This is a genomic window from Longimonas halophila (assembly GCF_002554705.1).
Classification (GTDB): domain Bacteria; phylum Bacteroidota; class Rhodothermia; order Rhodothermales; family Salinibacteraceae; genus Longimonas; species Longimonas halophila.
In genome coordinates this window covers 377,179-394,256 of sequence record NZ_PDEP01000001.1, presented here as the reverse complement: position 1 = coordinate 394,256, position 17,078 = coordinate 377,179, and the positions used below count along the sequence as shown (strand labels likewise).

Sequence of the window (17,078 nt, the reverse complement as noted above, 5' to 3'; positions counted from 1 at the left end):
CATCCCGATGCTGTTACAGCTCGCCCCGCCCGATCATCCCCTGTGCCGGACGAAACGACGAGAACTGGTTTTCTTCGCCATTCATCAGCCGGCGAATGTTGGAGCGATGCGCAATGACAATGCCCAGCGCAAGCAGCACGCCCACCACCAGCACACTCAGGTCAAGGCCGGTGCCGAACACAAAGATTTGCACCGCCACGGCAATGGGAAAGGCCACCGCGCTGGTCATAGACGCCAGCGACACGTATCCAGAGGGCAAAAGCACCGCCACGAAAATCGCCATCACGATTAGCATGGTGAGCGGCGTAACCGCCAGCAGCACCCCGGCGGTGGTGGCTACGCCTTTGCCTCCATCGAACCCCAGATAGAGGGGGAAGATGTGTCCTACAATGGCAGCGAGCCCGGCCAGCAGCATGATTACGGTATCCAGCTCCCATGCTCCAAACGAGGGAACCGCTCCCAGTCGAAGTTGCGAAAACACGCCCGCGGCCAGCGCGCCTTTGCCCATGTCCAGCAGCAAGGCGCTGGAGCCCACCTTCCACCCCAGCACGCGAAAGGCATTTGTAGCGCCCGCGTTGCCGCTTCCATAGTCACGCACATCGACCCCGTGCACCAGCTTGCCCAGCCACACGCTGGAGGGCACCGATCCGATCAGATAGCTGAGAACGAGAATGACGGCAATGGACAGCATATCGGATGCGCGGCGGCGCGCAGACAGTGAGTGGGGTATGCGTAGGACAAACGTAACGCTGCTGGAAGTGCTTTTTGTTCCTTTTCGTTACGTTAAGCCCCTGTTTCCCCAGTCGTCCCAATGAGTTTAGTTGGCCTGCACCGTCCCAATGCGCACGGGCGCTACATCGCCGGTCGTCAGCGCCTGTGTGGCGTCGGCCACGGCGCTCGGGGGCACCGCCACGACCAGTCCGATGCCCAGGTTGAACGTGCGGCGCATGTCGGATTCGGGGACGTCGCCTACGTCTTGAATCAGGTCGAAGATCGCGGGGCGTGTCCACGTGGTGTAGTCGACCTGCGCGTGGAGTCCGTCGGGCATGATGCGGGCGAGGTTGCCGGGGAGTCCGCCGCCGGTGATGTGCGCAATGCCGTGCACCGGAACGGCCTTGCGGGCTGCGCGGATGGCGGGCAGATACGACCGGTGCACCGTCAGCAGCGCCTCGGCAAGCGACGTGCCGCCCAGCGCGTCGATCGGCTCGTCGATGGCAAACGCGTCGAAGAGCACGTGGCGCGCCAGCGAGAAGCCGTTCGTGTGCAGTCCGGTGGAGGGCAGGCCCAGCAGCACATCGCCCGCCTGCACCGCCGAGCCGTCGATGATGTCGGCTTTGTCGACCATGCCCACGATGGTGCCCGCCAGGTCGAAGTCGTCGGCAGCATAGACATCGGGCATCTCCGCGATTTCGCCACCGATGAGCGCGCATCCGTTAGACTGGCAGGCCGCTGCGAATCCCCCAATAAGCGCTTCGGCGTGGTCGGGGTTCAGCGTGCCGGTGGCGTAGTAGTCCAGAAAAAAGAGCGGCTCGGCCCCGCACGATGCGATATCGTTTACGCAGTGGTTCACGAGGTCCTGCCCCACCGTGTCGAAGCGCCCGGCCCGCTTGGCCACGAGCACTTTGGTGCCCACGCCATCGATGGAGGACACGAGCACCGGCTGTTCGTATCCCGACAGATCGGGCTCAAAGAACGCTCCGAATGCGCCGATATCCGCCAGCACACCCGGTGTAAAGGTTTTGCGCACGGCGCCCTTAATGCGGTCAACGCTCTCATCAGCGGCGTCGATGTCTACGCCCGATTCTTTGTACGTGGCCATGAATCCGTAAGTAGGTGGATGCGAAGCAAATACGTGTGGCAGCAGCGGGATGCAGCGCCAGGGCTACTCAAGCGCGTCGATCACCGCGTCGATGCGGCGTAGCGTCGTCTCGCGTCCCATGAACGCAACCAGGTCGAAGATGCCCGGTCCAGAGGTTCGCCCCGAAATCGCCAGGCGCACCGGGTGAATTACAGCCCCCAGGCCCACGTCGTGCGTCTCGGCCACGTCGCGCATGCCCTGATCCACAACATCGCGATCGAAGGTGGAGGCTTCATCGTACACCTCAGCAAGGGCCTGGAGCAGCTCAGCCGACTGATCGGTCCATCCGCTTTCGACGTCGTCTTCGTCGTATGCGGTGGGATCTTCAAAGAAGTAGCGGTGCTCGGTCAGCACATCGCCAACTTTCGAAACGCGATCCTGCGTAAGCTCGGCAATGGCCATCAGGCGCTCGTGTGTGATGGGCAGATGCTCCTCGGTAAGCTGTGTGCGCAGTGCCTCCGCAAAGTCCTCGGCGTTCATAGCGCGCACATACTGCTCGTTGTACCAGTTCAGCTTGTCAAGATCGAACTGCACGCCGCTCACGCCCACCCGGTCGAGCGAGAACGCCTCCACGAGCTCCTCCAGGCTAAAGATCTCCTGCTCATCGCTCGGATGCCATCCCAGAAGCGCGAGGAAGTTGATGAGCGCCTCGGGCTGATAGCCCGCCTCGCGGTAGTCCGTCACAAACACAGGAATACCCAGCTCATTGCTGTCGCGCTTGGAGAGCTTGCCGCTTTCCGGGCTCATGATGAGCGGCAGATGCGCAAACGCAGGCGGCGTCCACCCAAAGGCGTCGTACAACAACACATGCTTCGGCGTTGACGGCAGCCACTCTTCGCCCCGAATGACGTGTGAGATGCGCATGTGATGGTCGTCGACCACGTTGGCCAGGTGATACGTAGGCAGGCCGTCGGACTTGAGGAGCACCTGGTCGTCCAGGCCCTGCGTCTCAAAGGTCACAGTGCCGCGCACCTCATCCTCAAAGCGCACGGTTTCGTTGCGCGGCATCATCAGGCGTACGACGTGGGGTGCGCCATCGTCCAGAAGCTGCTGCACCTCATCGTCGTCGAGCGAGAGGCTGTTGCGCATCTCCATGCGCGTGTGGGCGTTGTACGCTGGCGAGGGGTTGTCGTCGGAGGCGTGGCGCTCACGCATCGCCTCCACCTCGTCTTCGGTATCAAAGGCGTAGTACGCGTGCCCACTGTCGATAAGCTGCTGGGCATAGCGCTGGTAGAGCCCCGAACGCTCCGACTGGTAGTACGGCTGATGCGGACCGCCGGTGCCCGGCCCTTCATTGTAGTTCAGCCCCGACCACGAGAGCGCCTGCATCAGGTCGGCCTCCGCCTCCTCCACATAGCGCGACTGATCGGTGTCTTCGATGCGCAGAATGAAGTCGCCGTCGTGCTTGTGCGCAAACAAGTAGTTGTAGAGCGCGGTGCGCAGCCCGCCAATGTGCAGACGTCCGGTGGGACTCGGGGCAAAACGTACGCGAACCGGGGCGGAGGAATCGGAATCAGCCATAAATTTGGACGGGAGCCGTGGTGTAGGAACAGAGCATGTGGAACAGTCGATGAAGCAACCGCTTCGTGCGAATGCTTCGTTGATGGTAGACCGCCTCAAGGAGGCAGTTCCGCGCATGGGCCGCAATGCAACAGAGCCTCACACAAGCCCGCTCGGTGCAACGCGGCTGCTCTGCTTCCCCCTTTACCCACTTGCTGACTACTTATTTTATGCGTCCCGTTTCGTCTTCGGTCGTGGCTGGTGGACTGCTTCTGGCCAGTATGTTTCTGCTTAGCGCATGCCAGCTCCTCTCGTCCTCCACGCAGTCCGCTCCGCCGCCGGTCGCCGCGTTCAATGGGCAGGCCATTCACTACGACGAGCTACGCGCTGCGTGGGAACGCCAGCAGGTCGAAGATGCCCCCGCAGACACCACCCAGGCCCTGCTCACGTTCTTGAACCAGTACCTCAACTACCGGCTGAAAGTCCACGAGGCCACCCAGGCCGGATACGAGGAGCAGCCCAGCATCCGCCGCGAGATTGCAACGTACACCCGCGAGCGAGCGCGTCCCTTGTTTATGGATGCGCACGTTACGGGGCCTGTTCTGGACACGTTGCTTGCCCGTCGCACGCAAGAGGTGCACAGCCGCCACATCCTAATTCGGGTGGATGAAGAGGCCGCGCCCGAAGACACCATGCAGGCGCATGCACAGATTCAGGCGCTTCGCGACTCCGTGATAAACGGCGCCGACTTTGCCGAGTTGGCGCGCGCCGAATCCGATGATCCCTCCGCATCCCGACAAGGCCAGCGCGGATTCGAGGGCGATCTGGGCTACCTGAGTGCCGGGCAGCTCGTGGGCCCGTACGAAGACGTCATGTACCAGCACCCGATTGATGCCCCGCCTACGGTGGTGCGCACGCCGTTCGGCTACCACCTAATCGACGTACTCGACCGCAAGCCGCGGCTTCCGCGCACGCGCATCGCACATCTGCACATACGTCCCGATGACGCCAGCCCGGAAGCCCGCGAGGCCGCACGCGCCGAGATCGACTCGCTGGCCGCAGCCCTCTCGCCCGACAGCACCGCCTTTGCCGAAGCTGCCATTGCCCACTCCGACGACGCCCGCACTGCCGAAAACGGCGGCGAGCTCGGCTGGCTCTCCATCGACCAGTACGTGCCGCCTGCCTTTCGCAACGCCGTGCGCCCGCTCGACAGCGACGGCGCTATCTCTGATGTTGTGGCTCTGGACCACGGCTTCTACCTGATTCAGCGCCGCGAGGCCGAGCCGCTCCCGTCCGACAGCGAGGCCGAAGCCACCTTTCGCGAGCGCCTCGACGACCTGCCCCGCACCGAAGCGCGCCGCAACGCGCTGTATGCTTCGCTCCGCGACACCATCGCCGTCACGGTCGACTCCAGCGCCGTGGAGCAGGCACTCGGCATCAGCGACTGGTCCCGCCCCGTAGCCGGCACGCCGCGCAATGCGCCCGACACCGCCCTGGCTGTTGTAGGTCCCGATACGCTGCGCACGCCCGACTTTGAAACCTACCTGCAGGCCCACAGCGATCTGCGGGGGTCGGCCCTGAACGACGCCCTGTACGAATGGGTCGACCAGCGCCGTTTAGACCATGCGGCAGTGACCTGGGCCCAGACTCATGCGTCGCTGGACGACGAACTCACTGCCTTCACGGACGGCCTGCTCGTCTTTGAACTGATGCAAGATTCGGTATGGACCGACGGCGCCTCGTCTCCCTCCTTAAACGATGATCCTCAGGCTACAGCGTCGCCTGCATCGTCGCCATCCAACGATCGCGAGCAGGCCTACGTAGAGCGGCTACGGGCTCGCTACGGAGCCGACTTGTTTCCGCAGCGCCTTCGGGAGCAACACGCCGCCTATCAGCCCTAAACACGCCGCCCCCTGTTTGCATATGCCATCCTCGCCTGCTACGCACATATCCATGATGCGTCTTTTTAGCGTTGTCGCACTGTGCCTTGTGATCGCAGGATGCGCCGATGAATCCCCCAGTGAACCGTATGCGGCCCGTGTAGGCGACACCTACCTGACAGAGGCCGAGCTTAGCGACGCGATGAAGTCGATCGCGGTCGGGGGCGATACGGTGGAGGCCCGACGGCAGATTGTGGATCAGTGGGTCACGCGCACGCTGCTGCTGAACGAGGCTGAGCGCCTTAACCTGGAGAGCGAGTCCGACGTGCAACGACAATTGCGCGAGCAGCGCCGTTCGGTTCTCATCAACGCGCTTACCAGTCGCATTTACGAGACCGCTGAGGTCGAGCCCAGCCGCGAGGCCGTGACGCAGTACTTTGAGCGCAACCGCGATCGCCTGCGTCTCCGCGAGCCGTACCTACAACTTCGCCACGTGCGCGTGGCCGACGCCTCTACTGCGAGCACGCTGGCTTCTGAACTGCGCAGCGCCCCCCAGTCCTGGACCACCGTATGTCAACGCGACGCCTCGGACCCTGAACAAGCCTGCGCAGTGGGTACACGCTTCTACCCCGAGCGTCAGCGCACAGCCGACGCCCCCGCACTCCGCGACCGCATATCCAACATGAATGCCGGTGAAGTGACTACGATTGAAGGGGAAGACTGGCACCACGTCTTGCACCTGGTAGAGCGCATTGAGGCGGGCCAAGAACCTGAGTTGGAGTGGGTTGCGCCTCAGATTGAGCGCCACCTGAGCACGCAGTCGCGGAAACAGATGTATGCGCGCGAGGTTCAACGGCTACGTAACGAAGCAGAAGCCCGTGGCGCCCTTGATGTGCACCTCTCTGCGCCCGCCGGTAACGATACGACCACTGCCGAGTAAGCCTTATGGGTTTCCTCGGTTTGCCCTCTTGCACGCGCCCTCTTGCATGCTGCTTTCTACAACCTGCTTGGGGGCTCCGCGACTTTTTGTATTTCGGTACGAGCAGGACGCCTATGTTGCCTCCTGCCCGTAACCGCCTCTTTTGCACAGACGTTCTGGGTTTTTCTATGATGCTACGCTCACTTTTCGCTTCTGCACTTTTGATCGGCTTGGGCCTGATAGGTGTAGACGCCTATGCGCAATCGCACGAGAATAGCCGCGACCTGGTCGACCGTGTGGTTGCCGTCGTCGGCTCTGATGTGATCTTGAAGTCTGATGTCGATCAGATCGCAAACACGCTGGTGCAGCAGCAAGACCAACAAGGCGACGTGACCCCAGAGCTGTGGCGCGAGGGGCTTGACCAGCTCATCAACCAGCGGGTTATGTCAGAAATTGCTCGGCGCGACACCAACATCACGGTCCCCGATGAACAGGTGGATGCACAGCTTGATCGCCGAATCCAGCAGATGGCTGAGCAGGCCGGTGGCGAGGAGGCACTGGCTGAGGCCTATGGGCAAACGCCCGCCGAGCTGCGCGAATCGCTCCGCGAAGACTTTCGCGATCAGTTGCTCGCCCAGCGTGTGCGCCAGCAGCGGCTGAACCGCGTTCGCATCACGCCCTCTGAAATCGAGGAGTGGTTCAACGAGATTCCAGAAGAAGAGCTGCCTGTTCTTCCCGCTTCGGTACGCCTCTCGCACATCGTACGCTACCCCCAGCCCACCGAAGAAGCCCGCGCTGAAGCGGAGGAAATCATTACCACCATTCGCGACTCTGTCGTTACAGGAGGCGCCGAGTTCGAGGAAATGGCTCAGCAGTTTTCGGAAGACCCCGGCTCGCGAAGTCAGGGCGGACGCATCAGCGGCATCAGCGTGAACGACTTTGTACCCGAGTTCGCGGCGGTCGCCTCGCGCATCGAAATTGGCGAGGTGTCGCAACCGTTCTACAACCCTACGCACACCGGCTACCACATCATACGCGTCAACGAACGGAGCGGCAACACTGTCGACCTCAACCACATCCTCATTCGGGTCGACCCCCGCGGCTCCAACGAAGAAGCAGCCATTGAGTACCTGAGCGCCGTGCGCGACTCGGTCGTAAACCACGACCAGTCGTTTGCACGCATGGCCAGCCGCCACTCACAAGAAACCCGAAGTGCCGAGATGGGCGGACGCGTAGTCGATCCGCGCTCCGGCATGCCCGACCTGGTGCTGGACCGCCTGGGTGCGTCGTGGCAAGAGAGCCTGCGCGGCCTGGAGCCCGGCGACGTGAGCGAGCCCAACCGCGTACGCCTCCTCGATGGCGACCGCGGCTACCACATCGTGCAACTGCACCGCCGCACACCTGAGCATCGCGTGAACCTGGACATGGATTACGAGCGGATTCGCCAGTTTGCGCTGCAGGAAAAACAAACCCGCGTACTCGAAGAGTGGATCGCCGAAAAACGGGAAGAGGTCTACATAGAGGTCATGGTTGAGAACCCGGAAGACATCATGGCTGCGCAGTAACGGCTCTCTCCGCCTGCGCACCGTCCTTCCATTCTCCATGCCGCCCCTAACCCAGCCCCCCTGCCTGTATGTCTACTTCCTCGGCCCCGCCTGCTGACACCGACGCTCCTGTTGACGCTGATGCCGTTGCTGAAGTTGGCGCGGCCTACGACCGCCTCCACAACGAAATCAGCCGCGTTATTGTGGGGCAAGACCAGATCATCACCCAGGTATGCGCCAGCCTCTTTGCCCGGGGCCACACGCTGCTGGTGGGCGTACCCGGCCTCGCCAAAACGCTCTTGGTACGCACCCTGTCGCGCGCGCTGAACCTGTCATTTAGCCGGATCCAGTTTACGCCCGACCTGATGCCGAGCGACATTACAGGCACCGACATTATTCAGGAGACGGACGACGGCAAGCGCCACTTTGAGTTTGTTCAGGGGCCTATCTTCGCCAACATTGTGCTGGCGGATGAGATCAACCGTACGCCGCCCAAGACGCAGGCCGCGCTGCTGGAGGCGATGCAAGAACGCCACGTTACCGCCGGTGGCCAAACACGTCCGATCGATGCCCCATTCTTTGTGCTTGCCACGCAGAACCCCATCGAGCAAGAGGGCACCTACCCGCTACCCGAAGCGCAGCTCGACCGCTTCATGCTGAACCTGTGGCTCGACTATCCCTCGTTTCAAGAGGAGGTCGACGTGGTACGCACCACCACCGCCGATGCGCTGCCCGAGGCCGAGCCCGTCCTTACCGCCGAGGAGGTCATCCGCTACCAGCAGATTGTGCGCCAGCTTCCGGTGACGGATAATCTCATCGAGTATGCTGTGGGCCTGGTAGCACAGACGCGCCCCAACACCGAGCGTGCGCCGCAGTACGTGAGCGACTACCTGGAGTACGGGGCTGGACCTCGCGCCTCCCAGTACCTGATCCTGGGTGCAAAGGCCCTCGCGGCATTCGACGGACGCGCGACCCCGCTCGAAGAGGATGTGCGCCGCATTGCGCTCCCCGTGCTGCGTCATCGCATCGTGACCAACTTTAATGCGGAGGCCGACGGCATCTCCACACAAGACGTGATTCAGCGGCTCCTGGAGGCATAAGTCGTTGTGCGTGTTCGGCTTTCACCGTGCCAGGTCCTGCTTTTTCCTATGCCCAACCTCAACCCCGAACGCTACCTTCGCCTCACCCTTACGCGCCGCGAACTCTTTACCGACGACGTGGGCGTGCTACATGTGGAGGCCGACGAACCGATTTCCTTTACCCCCGGCCAGTACGCCACTCTCGGCCTTGCCGAAGACGACCAGCCGCGCCCGCTACTGCGTCCGTACTCGGTTATCGGCACGCCCGGCGATACGCACCTGGAGTTCTACTTGGAGCGCGTCGACGATGGGCAACTCACCTCACGCCTGTGGACGCTGCAGCCCGGTGCAACGCTCTGGATGCGCCGCAAAATCGTGGGCCGCTTCGTCCTCGACACCGATGTGCAGCACCACGTCATGGCTGCCACCGTTACGGGCGTGGGCCCCTACCTCAGCATCCTGCGTACCTGGTTGGATACGCCAACATCGGAGCGACGCAACGACCGCTTCCTGCTGATCCACGGCGGCAGCTACGCCGATGAGTTGGGGCGCTACCGTCGCGAAATGGCCGAGTACGCCACCGAGCACAACGCCATCACGTATGTGCCCACCGTGAGCCGCCCGCACGAAGACCCCAGCTGGATGGGCGAGCGCGGACGCGTTGAGGATGTGCTTCGCAAGCATTGGGATGCATCGGGCTTTCCCCTGCGCAACACCGCACTCTACACCTGCGGCCACCCCCAGATGATCGACAAGGCACAGGGCATTGGCGCCCGTGCCGGACTGCCCGACGACCGCATCCATGAGGAGAAGTACTTTGTGGAGCGGCACACGTCTGCGTAGGCTGTTGCTCAAGCGCGTTTGAAGACACCAGCTGGTTGCGCCTGGAATTATACCACAGGGTATGATGGCTGCATGAGCCCGTGTCTTAGGACGCGTTGTGCTATACATGTATTTGCCGTTGAACGTGCAGAAATGCGTGTTTATGCCCCTACACGGTCATCCCAGACGGATGCCGACAGCGGTCGGTAGACGATCTGGGATCCATCCTCCAATGGATGAATGTGCATCGGATATGAATGCAACTCTCAAACGGCGAATGGATTACTTCGTGCGTCGCTTCGCTCGGCTCCGGGTCAGCGACGCCAGGGGCGCGCCTTGACAGGACGATGGGGAGCTCTGCGCCTTCTGAACCCATGGCACAATCCATTCTTAGCCCCTTGTATGTTTGACTGGGTCCTGAGATTATAGAGTTGGAGCTATGACCGTAGCGATCGATAGACCTGCCCGCCTATTTTTCGCAACTCGAACAGAGACGGCGGGCTTGTTGCCATATTCCAGCCCTGACGCAGGGGCAGAGGAAGGCGCTGCGCCCACCGACGCGTGGGGAGCCGTTCCAGCGCGGGTACATGCTCAAAAAGCACCTCAGCCCAGCGCTCGGCAATGCAGGTTGGCGTGAACGCCTGAGCGCGCTGTAGGCCGTGTGCACGCATCGCATGGTACCGATCGGGATCGTCGCGCAGTGCATCGATGGCATCCATCGCGTCGCGCAGCGAACCCACTTCCACGTAATCGAGCGGATCCTCGCGCAGCTCCCGAAACGCATACTCGGGCCCCACCAGTGCAGGCACGCCTGCCATCCACGCATTCACAAGCTTTGACGCCGGTTTTTCGCAGCGCTGCCCGCCGTCACCATGCAGCGGACGCACAGCCAGCATCAGGTCGGCGTGTTCGTAGTCGTGCCAGCGCGGCACTGCGCTCTGGGTGTGCTTCGACGCAATCTCGAAGGTGAGTCCGCGCTCGTCCAGAAACTGCTGCCACGGCTCCGACCGAAACGCTTTGTCGAGGCTCCCAAATCCGCCTTTGAATGTGATATGCTCAATGCGAGCCCCCCGGCTGGGATCGCGCGGAATGATGCCCGGCTGCGGCCAGTGGGGCACGAAGAAGCTTCGGTGCCCATCAGCAAAGCGCCCGTTTTGGACAATTTCAGCATCGGCCCAGGGCGATCGGAACTCGATCACGTCGGCGCGCACCGTTACAAACGTAAGCGCACGGTGGCTTCGGGTGTACTGCCTACGCAACGCGTGGAGGCTCTCTACCTCTGGGATGAATACGACGATGCCTTCGGTGGGCAGCACGGGCGCAATGTTGACGTGGTAGCCGTGTGCCCGCATGTGCAGGTACGTCTGCAAAATCCAGGCACGGCGACGCTCCTGCCCTTCCACGCTCCACGGACGCGGATCGGTGAGCGACCAGTCGGCGCACTGTGCCAGTTCGTCGGGATATGGATAGAAGAATGTGACTGGGGGGTGTGCCATGCAGGTACGCGAGCTAAGCCCATGGATAAGAGTCAACCTGCAGCCCTATGGCTGATCAAGTCCGCTCCATAATACCCACCGGCGCTGGGTCTACGCATAGGCTTTAGCGTACGCCTCGTGTCGCTTTTAGCGCATACAGTGCCCTGGTCGGCATAACATGGGCAACGCGGGAGCGTGCGTTACGTCCAATCTGCCATGATGCGTTCGGCTTGCGTCCAGCCGCTGTCCATCGCCAGCGCCACGCGGCCTTTGCCCACGCGATAATCGCCTGCAAAGTAGAGGCCGGCTTCATAAGCCGCGTTGAGTGGTGCATCCGGAGCCGCAGCAGTGGGAGCGGCATAGCGCCAGCGGTGCGCATCGGTCCAGGCCAGCGGCTGAAGCGGCACACCCAGCACGTCCGATGCCAGCGCGTGCACGGTATCGGTGTAGGCGGCAGGGTCGTCGTCTACGCGCTCGGCGGTCCAGTCGGGACTCATCTGCGCGCTCACCACCGACTGCCCGCTGGGCACGCGGCCCGGCTTGTCGTCTTCGATGCTCATCCAGGCAATGGGATGCGCACGGTCGGTATTCAAGAGCGCGTGGAACGGCTCAGGACGCGGGAGCGGCGCGGCGAGTCCAAACACGTAGGCGAACTGCGGCGCGTACGTGGCCACCTCCAAGGCTGCGATGCACTGCCGAATGTGTGTCTCGCTCTCTGCATCCGCCGAACTACGTTGCAAAATAGCAACCGTTTGCGGAGATGGCGGCGTGGATAGCACCACATGAAACGGGCCGTGCGTCTCCCCCTGCTCGGTATGAAGCTGCCAAGCGCCGCCGGTACGCGTAAGGTGGTGGATGCGCGTGGTGCGCTGCACTGACAGATTTCCGTCTTCAACCAGCAGCTTGCCCAGCGTGTTGATGCCGTGCGCGTAGGTCCAGCGCGGTGCTGCGTTGGACTCTGGATCGCCCGGCTCGCGATTCCCCGCCTTGTCGAAGGTCCACACCGGCGGGTCGATGGTGGCGAGGGCGTCGTGGGGCAGCGTATCGGTAAGTAACTGGCGGATGCGCTCAGGCGGACGCGTGATGTAGTTGGCCCCGAAGTCGTAGCGCACGGTGCCGTGACTGCGGGTGGCTGCGCGCCCGGTGTATCCGCGGCTCTTTTCGAACACCTGTACCTCGTATGGCGCGTTGCGCAGGCGCCAGGCCGCAGTGAGTCCGGCAGCGCCCGCCCCAATGATGGCAATCCGTTTCGTCATCCGCCTGTTTATGTATCTATGTGGTAGGAAAGCGAGCCCGCGTTGAATCCTTCGTGCCAATGCATGTGTTTAGGGGGATGCAACGCCCCGCAGCCCCGTTCGGCTGCGTCGTGATGTCCGTTTTCTTGCTGCTGTGTGCCGTATGCTTTTCCGTATTGTTCTGCTGTTTCTGCTGCTGCCCGCTATTGAGTTTGTGCTCTTCATTCAGGTGGAGAAGCTCATCGACTTCTGGCCCACGGTGGGACTTATTCTGGTAACGGGTGTGGTGGGCGGCTACCTGGCCCGCCGCGAGGGCGCCTCAACGTGGAAAAAGCTGAACGCGCGCCTGAGCCAGGGCGGGTTGCCGGGCAATGAGATCGTAGAGGGCGTGATTATTCTGGTAGCGGGCGCCCTGCTCGTTACGCCGGGCGTGCTTACAGATGTCGTGGGCTTTCTGGGACTGCTACCGCCCACGCGTCGCCTCATTCGTCGCTTTGTGGTGAAGCGTTTTAAGCACAAACTGGAGACGGGCTCCATGAACGTGCAGTACGGTGTTGGTTTTGGAGGCGGAGGCTTTTCGGGCGGCTCTATGTCCGATTTCGGCCCCGAACGCCCCGATGGCTTCGATCCGGATGACTCAGAAACGCCAGGTGAGCGCTCCGCCCACTGGCAAGGGTCGGGCCGCGAGGTTCCCGGGCATGCCGAGGAAGTCGACGATGCGCCCTCGGGATCCGAGCCACGCAATGGCGTCTAACACAAACAGTCCGGCGCCTTGCAGGATGAGCGCGCTGCCGTGCCCCCGCCACGCGGCGGCCTGGTCTACGTTGTACGTGCTCGCTACGACCATGGCGGTGCCCACACTGGCGTAGCCCACATTGAGTCCCAGATTAGCCAGCAGGATGTCGTGGTACCGGCGCTCGGCATTTACGGCGCTGCGCCACGTGGTGGGCCGGTCGCGTAAACTGAGTAGTCCTGCCGCCGCAATGCCCACGTTGACCGCGCCCCAGGTTGCCGATTGGAATCCGAAGGCGCGGGTATCGGTAGGGTCGGAGGCAAGGCGTAGCGCCAGCCCGCCTACCATGTTCGCGCTACCCCACGCCGCCACGCGCCACAGGTGATTGCGCTCGGCGCGTACGCGATCGGTTACCAGCGCCTCAATGCGTGTGGGATCGGGGGACGGTGCCTCAGTGCGGAAGGCATTCGCAGTGCCGTTTTCAGTGGGATGAGCAGGCGCTGCTTCGACAGATGGGGATTCGCGATGCTCGACTGGCGCGGGGTCGACATCTGGAGGCGGTGGCGCCGTTGTCTGGGCGGTGGCGGTTTGATAGAGCGCCCATCCGCCCGCGGCCAGGAGTCCGCCAGCAACCCAGCGTGTGGCAGCGTGGGTGGCCAGGGTGTGGATCCAAGACATAGGGGCCTGCGAGGATTTTTTGAGAGGGTCACGACCATCAACGACCAACGCACGGCTTCAGTGCGGCGATCCGCCCTGTGAAGGGTGTGATGGAACTGTTGCATTGGGCGCTTTGCTCTGCTTCCCCCCAGCTCCATATGTACTTGCAGGCGCTGCTGCTCCCGGACTTAGAACCTGTTTGGGTTTTGGTTTGATGGCGAGAGCGAGCAGCAATGCGGCGAAAATTGAACCACGATAGAGGTTCGTAGCCGGGGCTACGGGCCGAGATCGGGGGCAATTTGTAGCCCATTGAAGCCGCTCGCAGCCCAAATTAAGAAATCAAAACAGGTTCTTACTTGCAGCGGGGCGACAGGCGCACCTGCACATCCCACGCAGAGCCGAGCGTATCGATAAGCGACTCTTCGGCATCGGTGACGGGGCCGTCGGCGCGGGCCATGCAGTAGATGTCGTCGAGCACGGCCAGGAGCTGTACATCGGGGAGCGCCTGCTTGAGCGTTTCGACCACGTGCTGGATGAGGTCTTCGTCAGCATCGGCGTAAACGCGTAGCGCAGTGCGGATGACATCGTCAATGCCTTCTTCGCCAAGATCGGGATGCCACGGCTGCAGGCGCTTGCGCAGCATGGCGATTTCGTCGGTGTTGAGTTCGTTGTTGCCTGCGTGCGCAATCGCGATGAACAGAAAGGCAAGTTCGTGGATGAGGCTCCAGTCGTCGGAGGTACCTTCGACCTCGGCGGTGGTGTTGTCGAGCAGCGACTCGCCAAGGGCTTTGTGGCCCCAGGCAGCGGCTACGTGGGCAATGAGACCCTGTTCGCGCTGAAGCAGCACGCCGTCGGCCTCGGCGATATCGACAAGCCCTTCGAGGATGTCGGTGTGATGGTCGGCGCTGAGCTCGTTTGAGAGGCGCTCAATGGCCTGGTCGACGGCTTCGTCGGGCGAGTCGGCCTCGGTGAGGCGCGTTACGCCTTCGATGAGCGTGGGGCGCACCTCCAGGTTGTACCCCGCCGCCCACGGGGCCAGGGCCGCCTGCACCGACACCCCCTCTTCGGGTGAGAGATTGTGGTCGGTGCCGTAGGCGGCAGCCATATAGAGCAGAGCAATGTCGTGTGCGGGCGTCCAGGTCGGGTAGGCCATGTGGAGTGCGGAAGTTACGAGGCAGAGGGCGTGGCGGCGTGCAGCGTGTCGATGAGTTCGCGCTCTACATGCTGCCAACCGCCCTCATCATACCAATCGAGAAGGGCTTTCACAATTGCCATCTTGTCCTTTCCATCGGCATTTAACGCGTCGTAACGATCTTGCGCCACATTGGGACGCGGGCCCCAGGTGAACAGCACGGTGCCGTTTTCGTCCAGCGCGGCCAGTTTGGGGATGCTCCGGGAGCCGCCGGTTAGGAAGCGGTCCATGAGGTCCAGGTTGTCGTCGCGCAGCAGAATGCGCAGGTCAATGTCGGAGTGCGTCTGCGCTGCCTCGGCAATAATCGGCAGAATGAAGGCCGAATCGCCACACCAGGGCTCGGTGAGCACCATCCACGTCTGCGGCGTGTCGGCAGCATCAAGGGCATCTTTCAGCTCGTCGGAAACCATATACGCATCGTGCACCGATGCCTGACGCTCATGATTGTAGTTCAGATAGTGCATCATGCGGCGGTCCGACGCGTCCGCATTGTCGGGCAGGTCAGCCGTGCGCTCAGCCTCCCAATGCGCTTTGTAGTCGGCATAGGTCATCCCATCGGTGCGGATACGATTCAGATCAACGGATTCGCGGGTCGGAGCGTCAGTTGCAGACATACGGAGGTCGGATTGTGGAAAATGTGTACGAAGGGATGCGCGGCATCGTGGCGCAGCCGGGTGTCTGTGTTGTATCACGGATGACTGTTACGCAGGTTGTATGCTTACGACATCCGAGCCGTTGCGCGTCCGATGTATGTTTGCAGATACACCTGGGCGGGAGTGTCTCTGCTGAATCTCGAAGTCGATTATCCGGGATGGATTGGGGAGGACAAGCAGGCCACCGATTGGCATCTGCCCCAAAAGGAAACCGCTCAGATGGTAGCGCCTTCCGTCGTGGGGTTCCCTTTGTCGTGGTATCTGTTTAGCGTGGTTCAACAACCGCCCGGGACGTCTTTCCGACCGCTGTCGGAATACCAGTCCCGGGCTACAAATCGCTAAACATGTACGGAAGTCCGTGGGTTTGGGACCAACTTTTTTGGAAATCAAGCAGGAAAGAGAACGCGTGCGAGATTGGCAATACGATCCTCTTTATCATCAAACGCACAGGACCTGGCATCACAACGAGGGGGAGTCTGTCGCCAGACGCGTGTCTACAGGAGATGGTGTTGGACCGTCAATGGTAAGCGCCGTGAACTGAGGGTGCTGGATGTTCAGCAGCATGTTGCGTTGCATAGGCACGACCGCTGATGGAACAGAAAGCGCCACCGACCGGTGCTGCTCGTGCCAGAACGTACCAATCTGCTGCGTGGATGCGGGCCAGGGCCACGCCTGCCAGTTGCTCGGAAGCGATTCATCGGGAACGGTGAGCACATGGGCATCTTCGTCCAATTTGATCCGGAAAAGCACGTAATCGGTGGCGACAAGATCAGCGCGGCCCGTATGCACGAGAGTCTCAAGGAGCGCTGTGGCGGGCTGGTCGGCAGCATACACCATAGGAATGCCCTGCTCGTGCCAGCGTCCTCGTCCACGCGAGCCTCGGAACGCTGTATCGGCGTAGGCGGCTTTGGTGAGGCGGTAGACCGTCATGCGTTCGATCAACAATCCAAAGACAAGGGATGCACCGGTATTACGCCGCGCCCGTTTCATCGATGGTGGTCAGCAGATCTTCCACCTCGCGCAGTCCGGGCTCGGTATCCAGACGCTGCAGAGGCGTCTCTCCACCGAGTAGCCCATGCGGCGTTTTAAGCCAGGTGCGCGCCGCGTTGTCAGAGGCAAAGGCCCTGCGGCTACGCTGCCAGATATGCAACAGCCGCCAGAGGCGATCTGATGCCGTTGGCGAAAGCGTTTTCCCCTCGGCGCGGCGGCGCTGTACTGTACGGCTGGATACGCCGAGTACGTCTTCCAGGTCGGTAAGCGCCAGATCCAGCGCTTCGGCTACAGCGTCAAGTTCAGCCAGTCCCAAGCCCTCTCGCACGTGCTCCATATCGGGCGTAGCCGCTTCGGGGGGCGTCGTCACCTGGAATGCATGCAGCGCCTCTTCGAACGCGTGCTGGTCGGCCTGAGGCGAGGTCTCGGCAGAAGAAGCGGACATAGCGTGGAGGCTCGTTAGGGCTAATGCATTACAAGATGTTTAACGCGACATCTGTCGCCCCTGTTTCTGCACATGGCGGCTCATTGGTGCAATCTG

16 protein-coding genes are annotated in these 17,078 nt (G+C 62.0%); 6 read left to right on the top strand and 10 right to left on the bottom strand.

The features are described 5' to 3' along the window. Nucleotides 1-13 precede the first annotated feature (13 nt). From plsY to gltX, 3 genes are all read right to left on the bottom strand, one after another. A complete protein-coding gene (plsY, locus tag CRI93_RS01560; protein WP_098060838.1) occupies nucleotides 14-691 on the bottom strand; it encodes a glycerol-3-phosphate 1-O-acyltransferase PlsY in 678 nt (225 codons plus the stop codon). Between the two features lie 126 nt (nucleotides 692-817). Then, nucleotides 818-1,819: a phosphoribosylformylglycinamidine cyclo-ligase gene (gene purM, locus CRI93_RS01555; RefSeq protein WP_098060837.1), complete on the bottom strand. Its 1,002-nt coding sequence runs from the start codon at nucleotides 1,817-1,819 to the stop codon at nucleotides 818-820. A 63-nt stretch (nucleotides 1,820-1,882) separates the two neighbouring features. Then, complete coding sequence (gene gltX, locus CRI93_RS01550) at nucleotides 1,883-3,379, bottom strand: glutamate--tRNA ligase (RefSeq protein WP_098060836.1); 1,497 nt, start codon at nucleotides 3,377-3,379, stop codon at nucleotides 1,883-1,885. Nucleotides 3,380-3,588: 209 nt separating this feature from the next. On the opposite strand from gltX, the gene CRI93_RS01545 reads away from it, so the two are divergent. The 5 genes from CRI93_RS01545 (at nucleotide 3,589) to CRI93_RS01525 (ending at nucleotide 9,623) form a co-directional block, all read left to right on the top strand. Continuing rightward, on the top strand, nucleotides 3,589-5,259 hold the full coding sequence (locus tag CRI93_RS01545; protein ID WP_176521611.1) for a peptidylprolyl isomerase: 1,671 nt from the start codon (nucleotides 3,589-3,591) through the stop codon (nucleotides 5,257-5,259). A 52-nt stretch (nucleotides 5,260-5,311) separates the two neighbouring features. After that, a complete protein-coding gene (locus tag CRI93_RS01540; RefSeq protein WP_098060834.1) occupies nucleotides 5,312-6,178 on the top strand; it encodes a peptidylprolyl isomerase in 867 nt (288 codons plus the stop codon). A gap of 167 nt (nucleotides 6,179-6,345) precedes the next feature. Next, a complete protein-coding gene (locus CRI93_RS01535) occupies nucleotides 6,346-7,722 on the top strand; it encodes a peptidylprolyl isomerase (protein WP_425436950.1) in 1,377 nt (458 codons plus the stop codon). A gap of 68 nt (nucleotides 7,723-7,790) precedes the next feature. Continuing rightward, nucleotides 7,791-8,801, top strand: coding sequence for an AAA family ATPase (locus tag CRI93_RS01530; RefSeq protein WP_098060832.1), 1,011 nt, complete (start codon nucleotides 7,791-7,793; stop codon nucleotides 8,799-8,801). A 48-nt stretch (nucleotides 8,802-8,849) separates the two neighbouring features. Next, nucleotides 8,850-9,623: a ferredoxin--NADP reductase gene (locus CRI93_RS01525; RefSeq protein WP_098060831.1), complete on the top strand. Its 774-nt coding sequence runs from the start codon at nucleotides 8,850-8,852 to the stop codon at nucleotides 9,621-9,623. A gap of 416 nt (nucleotides 9,624-10,039) precedes the next feature. Here CRI93_RS01525 and CRI93_RS01520 read toward each other — a convergent pair whose 3' ends face one another. Beyond that, complete coding sequence (locus tag CRI93_RS01520; protein ID WP_098060830.1) at nucleotides 10,040-11,098, bottom strand: glycosyltransferase; 1,059 nt, start codon at nucleotides 11,096-11,098, stop codon at nucleotides 10,040-10,042. A gap of 179 nt (nucleotides 11,099-11,277) precedes the next feature. Continuing rightward, complete coding sequence (locus tag CRI93_RS01515) at nucleotides 11,278-12,333, bottom strand: NAD(P)/FAD-dependent oxidoreductase (protein ID WP_098060829.1); 1,056 nt, start codon at nucleotides 12,331-12,333, stop codon at nucleotides 11,278-11,280. A 142-nt stretch (nucleotides 12,334-12,475) separates the two neighbouring features. Between CRI93_RS01515 and CRI93_RS01510 the strand changes: the two genes are divergently transcribed. Then, the gene (locus CRI93_RS01510; protein WP_098060828.1) at nucleotides 12,476-13,066 is read left to right on the top strand and encodes an FxsA family protein; all 591 of its coding nucleotides are present in this window, start codon (nucleotides 12,476-12,478) and stop codon (nucleotides 13,064-13,066) included. Here the strand turns inward: CRI93_RS01510 and CRI93_RS15015 are convergent. From CRI93_RS15015 to parS, 5 genes are all read right to left on the bottom strand, one after another. Further along, nucleotides 12,950-13,723, bottom strand: coding sequence for a DUF6992 family protein (locus tag CRI93_RS15015; RefSeq protein WP_245850253.1), 774 nt, complete (start codon nucleotides 13,721-13,723; stop codon nucleotides 12,950-12,952). The two genes, CRI93_RS01510 and CRI93_RS15015, sit on opposite strands and share 117 nt — an antisense overlap. 331 nt (nucleotides 13,724-14,054) lie before the next feature. Next, nucleotides 14,055-14,855 (bottom strand): TerB family tellurite resistance protein, encoded by an 801-nt coding sequence (locus tag CRI93_RS01505; protein ID WP_098060827.1) that lies wholly within the window; start codon nucleotides 14,853-14,855, stop codon nucleotides 14,055-14,057. A gap of 14 nt (nucleotides 14,856-14,869) precedes the next feature. Beyond that, entirely contained in the window at nucleotides 14,870-15,508 is a 639-nt protein-coding gene (locus CRI93_RS01500) for a thioredoxin family protein (protein WP_217992484.1), read from the bottom strand. Between the two features lie 498 nt (nucleotides 15,509-16,006). Beyond that, complete coding sequence (locus tag CRI93_RS01490; RefSeq protein ID WP_176521609.1) at nucleotides 16,007-16,492, bottom strand: RES family NAD+ phosphorylase; 486 nt, start codon at nucleotides 16,490-16,492, stop codon at nucleotides 16,007-16,009. A 25-nt stretch (nucleotides 16,493-16,517) separates the two neighbouring features. Continuing rightward, nucleotides 16,518-16,982: a type II RES/Xre toxin-antitoxin system antitoxin gene (gene parS, locus CRI93_RS01485; RefSeq protein WP_098060824.1), complete on the bottom strand. Its 465-nt coding sequence runs from the start codon at nucleotides 16,980-16,982 to the stop codon at nucleotides 16,518-16,520. Between the last annotated feature and the right edge of the window lie 96 nt (nucleotides 16,983-17,078).